Raw genomic sequence first — 18117 nt, forward strand, 5'->3', positions numbered from 1 at the left:
GGCTGTGGGGAGGTGGAGGTCAGGCCGATTCGACCAGTTCGTCGGTGAAGCTGAAGCTGCCACCCTTGCCGCCGGAGGCCTTCTGCGGGCGGTACTCGACGTCGACCTTGGTGAACATGATCGAGACGTTCTCGGTGGTACCGCCGTCGGCCGCGGTGACGTGGGCGACGCCGGTGATGCGGGCGTCCTTCAGCGTCAGGATGAAGTAGTCCTCCTGCGTGCCGCCGGCCTTGCGCATCGTCAGCCTGGCTTCCTTCACCAGGTCGTTGGTGGCCAGCGCCGACATCAGGCCGGTGGTGGAGGTGTCGATGGATTTCTGCACCGTCAGCGCGGTGTACGAGCGCCGCCCGGTGGCCTGGGTGCTGCCAATGGCCGAGCTCGCGCTCAGGCCCCATTGCCAGCTGGTGATCACGATGTCGTCCTCGTGCCCGGTCATCGTGGCTTCGCCCTTGATCTTGCCGGCGCGCTTGGTCTGCACGTGCAGGTAGATGTCGCTCGACGACTGGCCGGTCGAGACTTTCATTTCAGGCAGGACGACAGCCATGGCAAACCTCGGTCACACGATGGAACAAGACGGACGGTAGACGCACGATCGGGAGAGGAGGGCCGGGCCTTGGGGCGCCGCGCCGCCACCGCGAACGGTGGCCGCGCAGCATGGCCCCCCGGACCCTGGCCGCTCAGCGGACTTCGGTGGTGGCGACGTTCCAGCCGAACTTCACTGCGCCGCCCAGGCCGCCCTTGTCGTCTTGCGGCTTGTACTCGAACTCGATGTCCTTGAAGCTCATCGTCACGTTCTCGACGATGTCGCCGCCGTGGCCGCCGGCCGGCGAGACGGAGGTGATGAACACTTCCTTCATCGTCACCTTCAGGAAGTCCTTCTGGCCTTCGCCGGACTTGCGCGCCGTCAGCGTGACGGTCGGGAAGTGCTTGCCGTTGGCCGACTGCTTGGCCAGCACCGGCGAGGCCTTGTCGTACAGGTGCGTGAACACGAAGTCGCCGGGGTTGGCCTTGCCCTTGCCCGAGCCGCCGCCGGCGCCGAGGTTGGAGTTGGTGACGTTCCAGCTCCAGGACATCACTTCGATCTCACCCTTGTGGTCCTTGTGGGTGGATTCGCCGTCAACGCCGTCGAACTTGATATGGGTGTCAGTGGTCATGATGAATAACTCCTAAATGGACAGGTTTGGGGGGTAGTGCTGGTAATGGACGGGTAACAACAGAGAGGTCGTTCGAACGAGGGACAAAAGAACGCGTTGTTCAGGCTTGCTTCTGGGACGGCAGCTTCGATACGAGACGCAGCGACACCGTCAGCCCTTCGAGCTGGTAGTGCGGCCGCAGGAAGAACTTCGAGGTGTAGTAGCCGGGGTTGCCGGGCACTTCCTCCACGGTCACCTCGGCCGCCGCGAGCGGCTTCTGGGCCTTGGTAGTCTGGGAGGAATTGGCGGGATCGCCATCCACGTAATTCATGATCCAGTTGTTCAGCCACTTCTCCATGTCGGAGCGTTCCTTGAACGAACCGACCTTGTCGCGCACGATGCACTTCAGGTAGTGCGCGAAGCGGCAGCAGGCGAACAGGTAGGGCAGGCGCGCGGCCAGGTTGGCGTTGGCCGTGGCGTCGGGGTCGTCGTACTCCTGGGGCTTCTGCAGCGATTGCGCGCCGATGAAGGCCGCGAAGTCGCTGTTCTTGCGGTGCACCAGGGGCATGAAGCCGTTCTTGGCGAGTTCGGCCTCGCGCCGATCGGAGATGGCGATCTCGGTCGGGCACTTCATGTCCACGCCGCCGTCGTCGCTCGGGAAGGTGTGGGTCGGCAGGCCTTCGACCGCGCCACCGGACTCGATGCCGCGGATGCAGGTGCCCCAGCCGTACAGCTTGTACGAGCGGTTGATGTTCACCGCCATCGCGTAGGCCGCATTGGTCCAGGTGTACTTGCTGTGGTCGCCGCCTGCGGTTTCTTCCTCGAAGTTGAACTCCTCGACCGGGCAGGTCTTCGCGCCATACGGCAGGCGCGACAGGAAGCGCGGCATCGCCAGGCCCAGGTAGCGCGCGTCGTCCGACTCGCGCAGCGAACGCCAGCCGGCGTATTCGGGCGTCGAGAAGATCTTGGTCAGGTCGCGCGGATTGGCCAGTTCCTGCCACGAGCCCATCTGCATCAGCGAGGGGTTGGCGGCGGCGATGAACGGGGCGTGCGCCGCGGCGCAGACCTTGGACATCTCGCTGAGGAACTCGACATCCTGCGGGCTCTGGTCGAAGTAGTAGTCGCCGACCAGGCAGCCGAAGGGCTCGCCGCCGAACTGGCCGTACTCCTCTTCGTAGACCTTCTTGAACAGCGGGCTCTGGTCCCAGGCCGTGCCCTTGTAGCGCTTGAGCGTCTTGTGGACATCGGTCTTGCTGATGTTCATCACGCGGATCTTCAGCATCTCGTCGGTTTCGGTGTTGTTGACGAGGTAGTGCAGGCCGCGCCAGGCGCTTTCGAGCTTCTGGAAGTCGGCGTGGTGCAGGATCGCGTTGACCTGCTCCGAGAGCTTCTTGTCGATCTCGGCGATCATGGCCTCGATCGACATCAGCACGTCGTTGCCGATCAGGTTGGTCTGCGACAGCGCCTGCTGTGCCAGCGTCAGCACGGCCTGCTCGACGGCAGACTTGGCTTCGTCGCTCTTGGGCTTGAATTCCTTGTTCAGCAGTGCGGCGAATTCGCCGCCTTCGAAGGTCAGGCCCTGCAGTGCGGTTGCCGAGGATTGGGTTGCGTCAGCCATGGTGGTGGGGCTCCAGGATGCGGGTGGTCAGCGGATCGATGGGCTGCGGGCTCATTCGGCTGGCTTGTCGCCTTCGGCCGGCTGGGCCTTGGCCATCGCCAGCGACTTCAGCAGCGCTTCGTCCTTGATCACCTTGGCGATCAGCTCTTCGGCACCGGTCTTGCCGTCCATGTAGGTCACCAGGTTGGCGAGCTGCTGGCGCGCTTCGAGCAGCTGCTTCAGGCCCTCGACCTTCGAGGCGACCGCGGCCGGCGAGAAGTCGTCCATGCTGTCGAAGGTGATGTCCACGGCGATGTTGCCCTGGCCGGTCATGGTGTTGGGCACCTGGAAGGCCACGCGCGGCTTCATCGACTTCATGCGGGCGTCGAAGTTGTCGACGTCGATTTCCATGAACTTGCGCTCGGCCACCGGGGGCAGCGCTTCCTCGGGCTTGCCCGACAGGTCGGACAGCACGCCCATCACGAAGGGCAGCTGCACCTTCTTCTCGGCACCGTAGAGCTCGACGTCGTATTCGATCTGCACGCGCGGCGCACGATTGCGGGCGATGAATTTCTGACTGCTGGTGGCCATGTTTGCTGCTCCTGTGTCGACTGGGGGGCGGGTGAGAGTTTCAGTTCTCGATGTTGACGTCCGGGCCGGCAAGCACCTGGATCTGGTTGATGCCGTCGGGCGCCATGTTGCGCATGATCTCGACGAAATTCATGCTCATCAAGCGGTGCGCCCGGCGGATGAGTAACGGCGCGGGGTGGCTGGGTTCGTGACGTTCGACCCATTCGCAGACTTTTTCGAGCATGCGCATCGCGTCGTCGCGGCTGTTGATGCTGCCGGGCACGGCCACTGCGCCGCGCGCCGGCGCACCGGCCGTGGCGGCGCCTTCACCCTCGGCGCCGGTTTCTTCGGTGCTGCCGCCCTGCAGGCGCTTGACGGCGTCGTCCGCATGCTTGAGCAGGCGCACCAGCGGGGTCAGCTCGGGCCCCTGGCTGCCGACCTTGTCGTCGAGCAGTCGGGCGGCGCCGCGCATGGCCTGCAGCGCGGCGGCCAGCTCGGTGCCGAGCTCGGGCTGCTGGGCCAGCGCGGCTTCCAGCGCCTGCAGGGCGCCGGCCTCGCTGGGCGCGGATTCGTTGTTGTTGGCCTCGGCCTTGCCCAGGCCGAGCTCGAGCTCGCGCAGCGTCAGGCTGCCGCGTTCGGTGCTCAGCGTGGCGGCGCGCAGGTCGGCCAGCACCGCGTCGGCGGCCACCAGCGGCGCCAGCGCGTTCATGCGCATGGTCGGGTCGTTGTTGTCGGTGGCGTCGAGCTGCGGGTGCACCGTGTCCCAGTGCCGGTCGAGCAGGCCCTGCACCAGCTGCAGCGCGCGGGCGGCGGCGGCCAGGCCGTGCAGGCGGGCCTCGCTGCGCACCAGCCACACCGCCACGCGCAGGTCGCGGGTGCGGCTGGCCAGCTGCAGGCCCAGCTCGTGCACGGTGCGCCAGTCGGGTTCCTCGGCCGGCACGATGGTGTCGCCGTACTGCTGCTCGGGCTTGCCGGCGCCGGCCTGTTCCAGCGCGGCGAACTCCGGGTCGTACTCGAGGTCGTCCCCGCTGGGGGCGCCTTCGCCGAGGGAGCTGAGCAACGACTCGAGGTCCAACATGGGCTTCTTTCGGGCAGGCCGTGCAAGGCCGTGGATGCGATGGAGCGGACTCTAGAAGCCGGCGCCCGGCCGCACAGTGGTCGAAAGTCATCTACCCCCGGGGGCCACCCCGCAGGGTGTGCACAGTTCCACTCAATTGGGGAGCCGAGGGCTACCCGAGCGTATTGCGCAGCGCCTCGTACAGGCGCTTGGGCTGCACCGGCTTGAACAGCACCGGCAGGCCGCTGGCGGTGATGCGGGCGATTTCGTCGTGCGAGGTGTCGCCGGTGATCAGCACGGCCGCCACGTCGTGGCCGCACAGCCGACGCACGTTGCCGATGGCTTCGAGCCCGTCCGGACCGTCGCCCAGGTGCAGGTCGGACAGGATCAGGTCGACATGGCCTTCCAGCGCGGTGGCGGTGTGCTCGGCCTGCGCGGCATCCGCCGCGGTGGCGACCTGGAAGCCCCATTCCTCGAGCAGCAGGCGCAGGCCTTCGCGGATCGGCTCCTCGTCGTCGATGATCAGCACCATCTGCGGCGTGGTCAGCACCATCGGCACCGTGTCGGCCGGCGCCATTTCCTCCTGGATGCCGGGCAGGGCCCCGATCGGCACGCCGACGCGGAACATCGTGCCGCGGCCCACCCGCGAGGACACCATCAGACGGTGGTTCAGCAGCCCGGCCAGGCGCTTGACAATGGCCAGGCCCATGCCCAGGCCGTGCGTGCGGTCGCGCTCGCCGCGGCCGACCTGGTAGAACTCCTCGAAGATGCGCGGCAGCAGCGTCGGCGCGATGCCGCTGCCGGTGTCCCAGATCTCGATGTTGACGTGCGTGGCGGTGGAGCGCGCCACCACGACGATGCCGCCATGTTCGGTGTACTTGATGGCGTTCTGGATCAGGTTGCCGACGATGCGCTCGAGCAGCTGCGGATCGCTGGTGACCGACTTGCCGCCCGGAGAAAAGCGCAGGCCCAGGCCGGAGAGCTCGGCCTGGCCGGCGTAGTGCATGTGCAGCCGGCGGAACATGTCGCGCAGCGGGAAGGTCTGCAGCTTGGGCGTCATCACGCCGGCATCGAGCCGCGAGATGTCCAGCATCGCGTTGAACGAGCGCTCCAGCCCGTCGATCGCGCGCATCATGTTGCGCGCCAAGGGTTCGTCGCTGGTGTTCTGCAGGCGTTTCTGCAGGGTGGCCGCGAACAGGCCCAGCGCATGCACCGGCTGGCGCAGGTCGTGGCTGGCGATGGCCAGGAAGCGGCTCTTGTCCTGGTCGGCCGCCCAGGCGGCGTCGCGCTCGCTTTCCAGCTTGCGCAGCTGCACGCCCTGCTCGATCAGTGCGCGCGTGTTCTGGCGCCACGCGCGGTGGCGCAGCCGCACCACGGCCACCAGCGTGGCGGCGGCGGCCAGCGCGCCGCTGCCGTACAGCGCGCGGTGCGGTGCGTCGGTGAAGAACATCGTGCCGGCCAGCCCGGCCGACAGCGGCAGCAGGGCCAGCCCCAGCGCGGCCGGCCGCAGCGGGCCCAGGCAGACGACGCCGGCAAACGCCAGCGCCGTGCTCAGCAGGCCCAGCAGCGCCTGCGCCGGCCCTGGCGCGCCGAGCCACGGCGCCAGCGCGATGCCCAATGCCGCCGCTGCGGCCAGGGCCTGGATGCGTCGCCGCGAGCCCGCGGCGTGGCCTGGCTGACCGTTGTGGTGCCGCGTGCGCCGCGGCAGCTGCCACAGCAGCAGCGCCAGCAGCAGCATCGCGCCGCCCCACAGCAGTGCGGCCAGCGGCCGCTGCAGGCCGACGGCGGCGGCCATCGGCAAGGTGCACAAGGCCTGCGTCGCGCCCCACACCGGCAGCGCGGCCAGCGTCGAGCGCAGCGCGGCGTCCTGCAGTCGTTCGTCGATCGCGCGGCGTTCGGCATGGTGGCGCTGGCGCGAGTCGACCTCGTCCTGCGTGCTGTCGCTGTCGACGGCGACGAACTCCGCACGCGGTGGGCGCGGCGCCGGATCAGCCCCGGGCGGGGGCCCGGCAGGCGGCTCGGGCGCCGTGGCGTCGTCGTCCGGCACGGGGGCGCCCGCTTCGGCCGGGCCCAGCGCTGCCGGCAGGGTGGGCTCGTCCTCGCGCGCCGCAGCGTCCACCGCGGGCGCTCAGCGGAACAGGCTGATGAGGTGCGAGCGCGACCGCACGTCCAGCGCCAGCAGCAGCGAGGAAACGTAGTTCTTCACGGTGCCCAGCGACAGGTTGGTCGAGTTGCTGATCTCCTGGTTCGTACAGCCGGACAGCACCAGCTCCAGGATTTCCAGGTGTCGCGGGCCGAGCTCGGCCACACGGTCGTACATCGCCGATGACGGAAAGCGCGGGAACAACGCGCTGCTGGGGGCGGGGCCGCGCACCTCGGCCACGCCGTTGGGGAACAGCAGCGCGGTCAGCGTCTCGCGCATCTGGTCCATCATCGTGCTCTTGCCGACATAGCCGACCGCACCGAGCGCCCGCGCCTGGCGGATCACGAACTCGTCCTGCGTGCCGCTGAACACCGCGACGCGCGCCTTCGGATGCGCCTGCAGGAACATGCGCAGGCCCTGCAGGCCCTTGCAGTCGGCCAGGTTCAGGTCCAGCAACACCGCGGCGATGTCGCCATGCGCGGCATACGCATCGATGGCCTCCTGCAGCGAGCCGGCCTCGATCCACTCGACCTTGTAGCCCATCAGCTCGCCGTACATGGTCTTGACGCCGAAGCGGACCAGCTCGTGATCGTCGACCAGCAGAATCTTGCGCGAATCGCTCATCGTGGGCACAACAGGTTGTGGGCGGCGAGGGCCGCAGGCAGCAGCGCCGGTGCGGCTGGAAGCTGGCGATCTTAGCCGCGCGCCGGCGCGGCGCACATCCGTCGTGCTGCGGGGGCGGTCGCCGCGGCGCGCGGGCTTCTGCAAGCTTTCAATTTCGTGCTATAGTCCGTCTTCCAGTCGCGGGGTGGAGCAGCCTGGTAGCTCGTTGGGCTCATAACCCAAAGGTCGCAAGTTCAAATCTTGCCCCCGCAACCAAACGCCGGCCGCAAGGTCGGCGTTTTGCTTTGTGCCCCTCCTGTGCCCAGTTCGTGCCCGACCCGTGCCCAGCGCATTGCGGTGGTGGCTCGAAGTGACCGTTGGGTGCCGTGCCCAGATGCGGTTTTGGAGGGCGCCGCGATGACCATTGGGCAATCGGTCCAACGGTCGGGGCATTTACTGACCATTGGGGCCAGTAGCGGTCTGAGCCCGCTGCCGAACGCTTGAGGCCACTCTGTGCCCAGCTTGTGCCCAAGTTGGGCGGTTACGAGTCCGTCGACCGGTGGGCTACGGCCAATGTGGCCGGTTCATGCCCTACGAGCCCAGCAAGAGGGACGGCTCAACTGCAGCGATTGGAGCCGGTCACGCTCGAGGTGCGAACTCACGGCCAGAGGCATCAAGCCGACGTTCGGTTCGCCCATCGACGCTCGCCTGAGCGGCAGCTATTTGAGGTGCTGCTGACATAGACGGCGCCGGCCTTGGGCCGCCGCACCGTCGGGACCAGCCGGTGACCGCTGTTCACTGCGCCGAACTCACCCAGTCGACCCAAAGGCGTCAATCGCCGCCCAAAAAAGCCGCCGTTCAACCTCGCCTGGCCGATGACTTGAAGAGCTTGACGAGCAGGTCGCGCCCCCAGCGCAACATCGGCACGTGCTCATGCCGCCGGCTCCAGTGCAGGGCCACGGTGAAGTCGCCGGCCGGCAGTCGCGCGTCGAAGACGCGAAAGGCACTCGACGGCTCGAAGCCCTTGGCGACGGCCTGTGGCATCAACACCGCGAGGTCCGTTGTCCGCACGATGGCGGGCAGCGCGAGGAAGGTCGACGTGACGAGGCGGATGCGGTCCTCCAGCTTCAGTGAATTCAGGATGCGCAGCGTCTGCGCATGGGACCGCACCGACACCAGTTCGAGCCCCCGCAGATGCTCGAGCCCGAGCGAGCGGCGCCCGAGGGTCTGCGCCAGGGGATGCCCCGAGCGCATGAGCAGCACGTAGCGATCGGTCAGCAGGTCGATCTTGGCGGTCTTGTCGATTTCCGGCAGGAAACCGATCGCGAAGTGAATGAGGCCGTTGTCGAGCGCCTGGGCGATCTCCTCCTTGGGCCAGGTCGTCGCCTTCACCTGGATGCCCGGGGCAGAGCGCCGCATCTGCGCCATCAGCGTCGGCAGAAAACGCGCCTCGCCGATGTCGGTCAGGTGCAGGCGCAGCTCTGCCGACGACGTACGGGCATCGAACGCATCTTCGTCCTCGACGCCCGCCTCGAGCAAGGCAAGTCCCGCCTGCACCGAGTGTGCCAGCCGCTCGGCGCGCTGCGTTGGGCGAACGCCTCCGGACGTGCGTTCGAACAGGTGGTCACCCAGCGCGAGCCTCAGCCGCGTCAGCGCCTGACTGGTCGCTGGCTGCGACATCCCGAGTTGCTCGGCCGCACGGCTGATGTTGCGCGTGCGATAGACCGTGTCGAACAGGCGCAGCAGGTTGAGGTCCAGGTCCTTCATATTGGTTTTCTGGATAGTGCTTAGTCGCGTCATCTTATTGCCGGATGACATGCAGCAGTCGAGACTGGCGCACAGACACCGAACCGCGCCATGCCTTACCCCGACATTCCCACTTCCCCCGCGCCCGGCCAACCCACCGTGCGGGAGGCCTTCGTCCGCCTGATGCGCGAACTCGGCATGGACACAGTGTTCGGCAATCCCGGCTCGACCGAGCTGCCGATGTTCCGCGACTTCCCTGCGGATTTCCGCTACGTGCTCGGCCTGCAGGAGTCGGTGGTGGTCGGCATGGCCGACGGCTATGCGCAGGCGACGCGCCGCGGCGCCATGGTGAACCTGCACTCTGCAGCCGGCGTCGGCCATGCGATGGGGAACATCTTCAGCGCGTATCGCAACCAGACACCGCTGATCGTGACGGCCGGCCAGCAGTCGCGGTCCATCCTGCCGTTCGACCCGTTCCTCTCCGCGACGCAGGCGACCGAGCTGCCGCGTCCCTACGTGAAGTGGGCCTGCGAGCCGGCGCGTGCCCAAGACGTGCCCCTGGCCCTGCTGCGCGCGTGGCACGTCGCGATGCAGCCGCCGCGCGGGCCGGTCTTCCTGTCGATCCCTGCGGACGACTGGGATCGACCGACCGACTGGGTGTCGATTCGAGAGGTGACGCACACGACCGCGCCGGATCCGCGCGGCATCGATCGCATCGCGCATGCGCTGGCGGAGAGCCGCACGCCTGCGTTCGTCGTCGGCGCGGGTGTCGACCGCGATGGCGCGGTCGAGCGCGTCGTGGAACTCGCTGAGCGCCATCGCGCCGCGGTGTTCGTCGCGCCGATGAGCGCGCGATGCGCCTTCCCCGAGCGGCATCGCTTGTTCCAGGGCTTCCTGCCGGCGATGCGCGAACGTATCGTCGAGGCTCTGGCCGGCCACGACACCATCCTCGTGCTCGGCGCGCCGGCCTTCAGCTACCACGTCGAAGGCAGCGGTCCGCACGTGCCGTCGCAGGCGCGCCTGTGGCAGATCGTCGACGACCCGCAGGTGGCGGCGTGGACACCCACCGGCGACACGGTCGTGGCGAGCATCGACCTCGCCGTCGATGCGCTGTTGCAGGGCCCGGGACCGCACGACGATCGCCTGGCACCCGCGACGCGGCCGGCCGTTGCCGAGGTGGAGAGCGGCTCGCCGATGTCGGTGGCCTTCGCGCTGCAGACGCTGGACTCCCTGCGCGGGCCGGGCGACGTCGTGGTCGAGGAAGCTCCGGGCTCGCGCGGCGTCATGCAGCGCCACCTGCCGATGGACGGTGCGGATTCGTTCTACACGATGGCCAGTGGCGGCCTCGGCCATGGCATGCCGGCGGCCGTCGGCATTGCGCTGGCCCGGCAGCGCCAGGGTCTGTCGGGGCGGGTGATCGCGTTGATCGGCGACGGGTCCAGCCTCTACTCGATCCAGGCGCTGTACTCGGCCGCGCAGCTGCGTGTGCCGCTGAGCTTCGTGATTCTGAACAACCGCCGCTATGCCGCGCTGCAGGACTTCGCGCCCGTGTTCGGCTACGCGCCGGATCAGAAGCCGGCCGGAACCGACCTGCCAGGCCTGGACTTCGTCGCACTCGCCCGCGGCCACGGCCTGCTGGGTCGGCGCGTCGACGCCCCCGGCGACCTGGCTGCGGCCCTTTCGCAGGCACTGGCCGAGCCGGGGCCGAACCTGCTCGAGATCGTCGTGGCCTGAGGCCGCGAGGCGCCCCACTTCACACAGGAGACAACACACATGGCTTCCATTTCGATGCTCATCGGCGGCGAGGCGACGCAGGCCCGCTCGGGCGCGACCTTCACGCGCGCCAACCCGCTCGACGGCCAGGTGGCCACCACCGCGCCGGCCGCGTCGCCCGAAGATGCGGTCGCCGCAGTCGAGGCCGCGGCGGCCGCCTTTCCGGCCTGGTCGCGCACCAGCCCCGGCGAGCGCCGCTCGCTGCTGCTCAAGGCAGCTCATGAGCTCGAAGCTCGCGCGGGCGACTTCACCCAGGCAATGGCCGCCGAGACCGGCTCCTCGGCGATCTGGGCCGGCTTCAACGTGCACCTCGCGGCCGACATGCTGGTCGAGGCCGCGGCGATCACGACGCAGATCGCCGGCGAGGTGATTCCGTCCAACATGCCCGGCAGCCTCGCGACGGGCATGCGGCAAGCCGCCGGCGTGGTGCTCGGCATCGCACCGTGGAACGCGCCGGTCATCCTCGGCGTGCGTGCCGTCGCAGTGCCGCTGGCCTGCGGCAACACCGTGGTGTTCAAGGGCAGCGAGCTGTGCCCCGCCACCCACGGCCTGATCATCCAGGCACTGCAGGACGCTGGGCTGCCCAAGGGCGTGGTCAACTTCGTCACCAACGCGCCGGCCGATGCCGGCCCGGTGGTCGAGGCGATGATCGCCCACCCGGCCGTGCGGCGCGTCAACTTCACCGGCTCCACCCACGTGGGCCGCATCATCGCGCAGCGCTGCGCGGCACACCTGAAGCCCTCGGTGCTCGAGCTCGGCGGCAAGGCGCCGCTGCTGGTGCTCGACGATGCCGACCTCGATGCCGCGGTGAACGGGGCCGCCTTCGGCGCGTTCGCGAACTCGGGCCAGATCTGCATGTCGACCGAGCGCATCGTCGTCGACGCGAAGGTCGCCGATGCCTTCGTGGCCAAGCTCGCGGCGAAGGCGAAGGCGCTGCCGCTCGGAGACCCGCGCAAGGGCCCGGTCGTGCTTGGCTCGGTCGTCGACATGAAGACCGTGCAGCGCGTCAACGAACTCATCGACGACGCGCTCGCGCAGGGCGCCACGCTGGTCTGCGGCGGCAAGGCCGACAGCACGCTGATGCCTGCGACGCTGCTCGACCAAGTGACCCCGGCCATGCGCATCTACCGCGAGGAGACGTTCGCGCCGGTCAAGGCGATCGTGCGCGTCGACGGCGAAGAGGCGGCGATCGCCTGCGCCAACGACAACGAGTTCGGTCTCTCGTCGGCCGTGTTCACGCGCGACGCCGCACGCGGCTGGCGTGTGGCCCAGCGCATCGAGGCGGGCATCTGCCACGTCAACGGCCCGACCGTGCACGACGAGGCGCAGATGCCCTTCGGCGGCGTGAAGGCCAGCGGCTGGGGCCGCTTCGGCGGCCGGGCCAGCATCGAGGCCTTCACCGACCTGCGCTGGATCACCGTGCAGACCGGTCCGCGCCCGTACCCGTTCTGACACCGGGACACGAGAAGGAGCACACATGCGAGTCACCGTCCTGGGTGCCGGCGCGATGGGCTCGCTGTTCGGCGGCCTGCTGGCCGAACGCGGCCATGCGGTCGAACTGCTCGACGTGAACGCGGCGCACATCGCCCGCGTGCAGGCCGAGGGCCTCACGCTCGACACCGAGCGCCAGGGCCGGCGTGTCGTGCGGGTGCCGATCACGCGGCCCGATGCGGCGAGCCAACGCCCCGAGTGCCTGATCCTCTTCACGAAGACGCTGCACACCGAGAAGGCGCTGGAGGCGGCCCGCGGCGCGCTGCAAGCCGACACGCTCGTGCTCACGCTGCAGAACGGCCTCGGCAATGCCGGCAAGCTGTCGCAATTCGTCGCACCGGACCGCATCGCCGTCGGCGTGACGACGGTGCCCGCCGACATGGTGGAGCCGGGCCACGTGCACTCGCACGGGGAAGGTCACATCCGGATGATGATGGCCGGCGGCATGCACAGCGAGCGGCTGGGTACCCTCGCACAGGCCCTGACGGACGTCGGCCTGACCGCTACCGTGGACCCGACGGTGCAGGCCGCGATCTGGCAGAAGGTGGCGTTTAATGCGGCGCTGAACACCGTGTGCGGCGTCGCCAACTGTACGGTGGGCGACGTGGGCCGCTCTGCCGCTGCGCGCCAACTGGCGCATCGCATCGCCGCCGAGGTGCTGGCGGTCGCCGAAGCGGACGGCCAGCGAATCGACCTCGTCGGTGTGCACGCCACGCTTGACCATGCGCTGGACCACCACCTTGCGCACAAGCCGTCGATGCTGCAGGACCTGCTGGCAGGGCGCCCGACGGAGATCGACGCGATCAACGGCGAAGTGCTGCGTGTCGCACGGCGACTCGCGATCCCTGCGCCTTGCACCGAGGCGCTCGACGCACTGGTTCGGTTGCGCGAAGGACTGGTGCGCGACGCCTGACACCGGGCCGCGTTCCATTCGAAGAACAAGGCCGTGCGCACACGGCTTCCCCCCCACACACACGGAGACACACCATGACATCCAGACTTCTTCCCCGCCGCAGGGTCGTCCAGGCCCTGTTCTCGGCGCTCGCTGCCACGCCGCTGCTGGCGCTTGCGCAGGACAAGCCGATCGAATGGGTCGTCGGCTATGCGGCTGGCGGCGGCTCCGACGTCGTCGCGCGCACGGTTGCCGAGGCGATGGGCAAGACGCTCGCGCGGACCATCATCGTCAACAACAAGCCGGGCGCCGCGACCAACATCGCTGCCGACTACGTCGCGAAGTCGCGCGACCCCGGCAACATGCTGTTCACCGGCGATTTCGCGACGCTCGCAGCGAATCACGCGCTGTTCGCGAAGCTCTCGTACGACGCCGAGAAGGACTTCCAGCCCGTCGGCATGCTGGCGCGCTTCCCGCTGCTGCTCGTCGCCGGCCCGGCCACGCCGGCGAAGGACTGGAAGGAGTTCGTCGCCTGGGCGAAGACGCAGCCGAACGGCGTGACCTACGCCTCCGCGGGCGCAGGCAGTCCGCACCACCTCGCCGGCGAACTGCTGCGCGAGCGCAGCGGCCTGAACCTCGTGCACGTGCCCTACCGTGGCGCGGCACCGGCGCTGCAGGACGTGATGGGCGGACAGGTCGCCGTCGGGGTCATCGACACGGCAGCCGCTCAGCAGCATCTCGCCTCGGGCCGGCTGCGTGCGCTCGGCGTCGCCACGCTGGTGCGCATCAAGGGACTGCCCGACGTGCCGACACTGTCCGAGCAGGGTCTGAAGGACTTCGAGGCCTTCGCGTGGCAGGGCGTCGTGGTGCCCACCGGCACGCCGGCCGACGCGATCGCGAAGTTCAGCCAGGCGCTGCAGGCTGCGTTGAACTCGCCGGCGATCAAGGCGCGCTTCGACACGCTCGGCATTGAGGCGATGCCCGGCTCCGCCGCCGAGATGGCGCGCTTCGTTCGCGGCGAACGCGAACGCTGGACCAAGGTGATCCGCACGAACAACATCCATCTGGACTGACAGCGGAGCGTCGGATGACCGACCCCTCCACAGGCCAGGCCGCCGACGCGGCGGCATGCGACGCGGTGCGCTGGACCCATGACCAGCTCGCCTGCGATCATTCGCTGCCACTCGCGCGCTTACTGGACCTCCTCGAAGCGGCCGACGAACGCCAGGCTGTACAGCGCATGCTGGGCCTGCTGCGCGCCACCATCGATGCGGGTCCGGCCATCGGCATCGAATACGTGCTGCATGGGGGGGTGCTCAAGCCCCGGCAGATCGTTCCCCTGGCTGCTGGACGTGTTGCCACCGGCGAACTGGGGCGTGCAACGGACAGCCCTGTCTGCGACCCGGCACATGGATGCCTCGTCGTGCTGGCGCGCGGCCTGCCCGACGACGCGATGTTCGGCCTGCGCAGCCGGGGAGATCGATGGCTCGCAGGACAGGCGCCCGAGGCAGTGGTGCGGCCCGAGCGCGTCAGCGTGCTGTACACGCTCGCGCCTCACACGGCCTGGGCCTTGCACTTCTGCCCCTGCGCGCCGGCGGCACGGTTTGCCGACGACGTACTGGTCCGCCTGCCTTCGTGTGCGCTGCTCGTGCGCGAGGTCCATCGCATCGTGGCCCCGGCTGCTGCGGTGGCCGACGAGCGGGTGGGCTCGGCGGAGATCCGGCTGGGCGTACGGGCGGCGTCGCTGTCCGGCCGCGAACGCCAGATCTGTGCGCGCATCGCCGGCGGTCGCAGCACCACGTCGATCGCGGCCGAACTCGGCATCGCGACCTCGACGGTGATGACCTTGCGCAAGCGCGCATATGCCAAGCTCGGCATCCACGACCGGCTGGACCTGTGCCACCTCGCCGCCTGAAGCACGACGATGGCGAAGACCTGGAAGCTCTGCGAGGTGCCGCTGGACATCGAGGTCCCAACCGGTCCGACATTGCGCCTGCTGGCCACGCTGAGGCGGCGCCAGCTGGCCGTCGGCCTGTTCGACTGGCTCGCAGGCCGCGCGGTGCTGCGGCGCCTGGCGATCGCCGAGCATCGCCCCGGCATGTCGCGCCTGGTGGACCGCGTCGGTGTCACGGACGACGCCACCGGCGCGCGCGGCTGGCCACTGGGGTGCGAGGGCTCGCACTGGTCTCTCATCGACCGGCACCTGGTGCAATGGCTGCATGGCGCCGGCCCCGCGGGCCGGCGCGTGGCCATCGGCACCGAAGGCGACGAAGCCTGCGTGCTGGTGGCCGGCGAAACGTCGGCGGTGTACGCCGTGCATGCCTCGCGCGATGCCGACCGGGGTGGCTTTCCCGAAGACGAACTTCTGCGCTGGGCAAAGGCCGCGGTGCTGCTGCGGCAGGTGCTGTGTCAGCGACCGGCCCCACGCTCGCCCGCGCCGATGGCCGAACGTGTGGAGCGGGCAGGCACGCTGGTGCGGGCGCGTGCCACGAAGCTCTCCGAACGGGAGCAGCAGGTGGTCGCTCGGATCGCCTGCGGCATCACCAACGATGGCATCGCCAACGACCTTGGGATCTCGCCCGCCACCGTGCTGACGCTCAGGCGCCGCGCGTACGCGAAGCTCGGTGTGCGCAGCTGCGTCGAGCTGTCGTGGCTCGTCGGCTGAGGCGGCCGGCGAGCGCAGCGCATCGCGCTGCGATGTGCTAACCCGGAGGGACATACAGCCAGCCCTCCGGATCCTAGAGTGGCTCGGCGCATATCGCAGCGGCAACGGCGCGGCGCCAACGACACACGACGCAGGAGAGGTCCGGAATGGATCGAAAGGCGCCCCCCGCCGACGCGACACGCACAACCACCGACGCCCGCGCGCTTGCGCTGCGCGACAAGGCGACGTTGACGACCGGCGCCAACTACTGGCTCACGCAGGCGGCGCCTGCGATCGGCCTGCCGCCGGTGCGCATGGCCGACGGTCCGCACGGCCTGCGTCTGCAGGACGACGCGAACCCCGATCACCTGGGCGTCGGCCGCAGCGTGCCGGCGACCTGCTTCCCGCCGGCCGTCACGCTGGCGTCATCATGGGATGCGGCCTTGATCGAACGCGTCGGCGCGGCGCTGGGACGCGAGGCTCGCGCCCGCGGCGTGCACGTGATCCTCGGGCCTGGCATGAACATCAAGCGCACGCCGCTGTGCGGGCGCAACTTCGAATACTTCTCGGAGGACCCGCTGCTCAGCGGCCTGTGCGCCGCGGCCCAGGTGCGCGGCATCCAGAGCCAGGGCGTGGGGGCCTGCGTCAAGCACTTCGCGGCCAACAACCAGGAGGCCGATCGCCACCGGATCAGCGCCGACGTCGACGAACGCCCCTTGTGGGAGATCTACCTGCGCGGCTTCCAGTGGGTCGTCGCACAGGCCTCGCCGTGGATGGTGATGACCTCGTACAACCGGCTCAACGGCACCTACACCGACGAGAGCCGCTGGCTGCTCGGCGACGTGCTGAAGGGCGAATGGGGCTACGACGGCGTCGTCGTCTCCGACTGGGGGGCGGTCTACAACCCGGTGGCCGCGGTGATCGCGGGGCTGGACCTGCGCATGCCCGGGCGCCCAGACGACGATGCGGTCCACCAGGCCGCACTGCGCGGCGAGATCCCTGTCGAGCGCCTCGACGACGTCGTCGAGCGACTGCGCCGTCTGGCCGGGCGCGTGTCCCTCGACCCCGGCGAGGCGGTCGACATGGCGCAGCAGCACGCCTTGGCCCGGGTGGCGGTGACGGAATGCGCCGTGCTGCTGAAGAACGAGCGCGAAGTTCTGCCGCTGCGGCCGTCGCAGCTTTCGCGCGTCGCGGTCATCGGCGAACTTGCGCGCTCGCCGCGCTACCAGGGCGCCGGCAGCTCGCGTGTCAACGCGTGCCGCGTCGTCCCTGCGCTGGACGCACTGCGCGAGCGGCTCGAGGGGACGACGGAGCTGTCGTTCTGCGCCGGCTACCGCCTCGATGCCGATGCGCCGCAGGCCGACCTCGTCGCCGAGGCGCTGCAGCTGGCGTCGCAGGCGGATGTGGTGCTGCTCTTCCTCGGCCTGCCCGACTCTGCAGAGGCCGAAGGCCGCGATCGCCGCGACATCGACCTGCCGGCCAACCAGATCCGGCTCATCGAGTCGCTCGCCGGCACGGCGCGTTCGATCGTCGTCGCATTGAACAACGGAGCCGTCGTGACCACGGCCGGCTGGCGCCGGCACGCGGACGCGATCGTCGAGTTCTGGCTCACTGGCCAGGCGCATGGCGACGCGATCGCCGACGTGCTGCTCGGCGACGCGAATCCGAGCGGCAAGCTCGCCGAAACCATCCCCTGCCGCTTGCAGGACACGCCGGCCTACCTCGACTACCCCGGCGAGAACGGCCGCGTGCGCTACGGCGAAGGTCTGTACGTGGGGTACCGGTACTACGACGCGCGGGCCATGGCCGTCGACTTTCCGTTTGGCCACGGGCTGTCGTACACGCACTTCGACTATGCCGACCTCGCCGTCACGACCCATCCCGCGGGCCACGCGATCGCGATGAGCGTGCGGGTGACGGTCACCAACGTCGGCAGGCGACGCGGCCGCGAGGTCGTCCAGGTCTACGTGCACGACCGCGCCGGCCTGGTGGTCGTGCCGCCGCAGGAACTGCGGGGCTTCGAGAAGGTCGAGCTCGCTCCCGGAGAGGCCCTGCGGGTCGAGATCGACATCCCGCGCGAGCGGCTGCAGCACCGCCTGCCGGGCCGGGGATGGGCCTATCACGGCGGCGCGGCCGAGGTCCGCGTCGGGTCGTCCTCGCGGGACATCCGGCTGACCCTGGAAGTCGAACTCGACCGCACGCCGGTCGACCGGCCCATCGATGGCTGGTCCACGATGGAGGAGTGGCTGGCGCACCCGACGCTCGGCTCCAAACTGCAGCGGCTGTTCGACGAGCGCGGTGGTGCGCGCGGGCGCGCCGGGCAGCTCCTGGCCGACCCGGTGGGGCGGCAGTCCATCCTCGCCGTCCCGCTGCTCGGACTGGCCCAGTTCCCTGGCTTTCCGCTCACCGACCACGACGTCGTTTCGCTGCTGCGCGACAAGCCGGACGCGCCTGCGGTCTAGGCAGTT

The 18117-nt window shown here is 69.3% G+C and carries 15 protein-coding genes and 1 tRNA gene; 8 read left to right on the forward strand and 8 right to left on the reverse strand.

Going from position 1 to position 18117, the window contains the following annotated elements; translation table 11 throughout:
* Positions 1 to 19 precede the first annotated feature (19 nt).
* The 7 genes from ACILR4_RS10295 to ACILR4_RS10325 form a co-directional block, all read right to left on the reverse strand.
* Positions 20 to 523 carry an Hcp family type VI secretion system effector gene (locus ACILR4_RS10295; protein ID WP_395700758.1) on the reverse strand — a complete coding sequence of 168 codons (504 nt, stop codon included), beginning with the start codon at positions 521 to 523 and terminating at the stop codon, positions 20 to 22.
* Between the two features lie 154 nt (positions 524 to 677).
* Positions 678 to 1154, reverse strand: coding sequence for an Hcp family type VI secretion system effector (locus ACILR4_RS10300; protein ID WP_395700759.1), 477 nt, complete (start codon positions 1152 to 1154; stop codon positions 678 to 680).
* A 100-nt stretch (positions 1155 to 1254) separates the two neighbouring features.
* Complete coding sequence (tssC, locus tag ACILR4_RS10305) at positions 1255 to 2751, reverse strand: type VI secretion system contractile sheath large subunit (protein WP_395700760.1); 1497 nt, start codon at positions 2749 to 2751, stop codon at positions 1255 to 1257.
* A gap of 51 nt (positions 2752 to 2802) precedes the next feature.
* The gene (gene tssB / locus ACILR4_RS10310) at positions 2803 to 3321 is read right to left on the reverse strand and encodes a type VI secretion system contractile sheath small subunit (RefSeq protein ID WP_395700761.1); all 519 of its coding nucleotides are present in this window, start codon (positions 3319 to 3321) and stop codon (positions 2803 to 2805) included.
* A 40-nt stretch (positions 3322 to 3361) separates the two neighbouring features.
* On the reverse strand, positions 3362 to 4378 hold the full coding sequence (gene tssA / locus ACILR4_RS10315) for a type VI secretion system protein TssA (RefSeq protein WP_395700762.1): 1017 nt from the start codon (positions 4376 to 4378) through the stop codon (positions 3362 to 3364).
* Between the two features lie 151 nt (positions 4379 to 4529).
* Positions 4530 to 6476, reverse strand: coding sequence for a hybrid sensor histidine kinase/response regulator (locus tag ACILR4_RS10320; protein WP_395700763.1), 1947 nt, complete (start codon positions 6474 to 6476; stop codon positions 4530 to 4532).
* Between the two features lie 9 nt (positions 6477 to 6485).
* Positions 6486 to 7124: a response regulator gene (locus tag ACILR4_RS10325; protein WP_395700764.1), complete on the reverse strand. Its 639-nt coding sequence runs from the start codon at positions 7122 to 7124 to the stop codon at positions 6486 to 6488.
* A gap of 178 nt (positions 7125 to 7302) precedes the next feature.
* Here ACILR4_RS10325 and ACILR4_RS10330 point away from each other — a divergent pair.
* A tRNA-Met gene (locus tag ACILR4_RS10330) sits at positions 7303 to 7379 on the forward strand.
* Between the two features lie 582 nt (positions 7380 to 7961).
* On the opposite strand, the gene ACILR4_RS10335 is transcribed toward ACILR4_RS10330, so the two are convergent.
* Complete coding sequence (locus tag ACILR4_RS10335; RefSeq protein ID WP_395700765.1) at positions 7962 to 8870, reverse strand: LysR family transcriptional regulator; 909 nt, start codon at positions 8868 to 8870, stop codon at positions 7962 to 7964.
* Positions 8871 to 8960: 90 nt separating this feature from the next.
* On the opposite strand from ACILR4_RS10335, the gene mdlC reads away from it, so the two are divergent.
* From mdlC to ACILR4_RS10370, 7 genes are all read left to right on the forward strand, one after another.
* Entirely contained in the window at positions 8961 to 10583 is a 1623-nt protein-coding gene (gene mdlC / locus ACILR4_RS10340) for a benzoylformate decarboxylase (protein ID WP_395700766.1), read from the forward strand.
* Between the two features lie 39 nt (positions 10584 to 10622).
* Positions 10623 to 12074: an aldehyde dehydrogenase gene (locus tag ACILR4_RS10345; protein WP_395700767.1), complete on the forward strand. Its 1452-nt coding sequence runs from the start codon at positions 10623 to 10625 to the stop codon at positions 12072 to 12074.
* Positions 12075 to 12099: 25 nt separating this feature from the next.
* Entirely contained in the window at positions 12100 to 13026 is a 927-nt protein-coding gene (locus ACILR4_RS10350; RefSeq protein ID WP_395700768.1) for a ketopantoate reductase family protein, read from the forward strand.
* Between the two features lie 74 nt (positions 13027 to 13100).
* Positions 13101 to 14078 carry a Bug family tripartite tricarboxylate transporter substrate binding protein gene (locus tag ACILR4_RS10355; RefSeq protein ID WP_395700769.1) on the forward strand — a complete coding sequence of 326 codons (978 nt, stop codon included), beginning with the start codon at positions 13101 to 13103 and terminating at the stop codon, positions 14076 to 14078.
* Positions 14079 to 14092: 14 nt separating this feature from the next.
* Positions 14093 to 14920 carry a LuxR C-terminal-related transcriptional regulator gene (locus ACILR4_RS10360; RefSeq protein WP_395700770.1) on the forward strand — a complete coding sequence of 276 codons (828 nt, stop codon included), beginning with the start codon at positions 14093 to 14095 and terminating at the stop codon, positions 14918 to 14920.
* A 9-nt stretch (positions 14921 to 14929) separates the two neighbouring features.
* A complete protein-coding gene (locus ACILR4_RS10365) occupies positions 14930 to 15670 on the forward strand; it encodes a LuxR C-terminal-related transcriptional regulator (protein ID WP_395700771.1) in 741 nt (246 codons plus the stop codon).
* Positions 15671 to 15963: 293 nt separating this feature from the next.
* Positions 15964 to 18111: a beta-glucosidase gene (locus ACILR4_RS10370; RefSeq protein WP_395700790.1), complete on the forward strand. Its 2148-nt coding sequence runs from the start codon at positions 15964 to 15966 to the stop codon at positions 18109 to 18111.
* Positions 18112 to 18117 lie beyond the last annotated feature (6 nt).

This window comes from Aquabacterium sp., from assembly GCF_044226965.1.
In the GTDB taxonomy this organism is placed as follows: domain Bacteria; phylum Pseudomonadota; class Gammaproteobacteria; order Burkholderiales; family Burkholderiaceae_C; genus Pseudaquabacterium.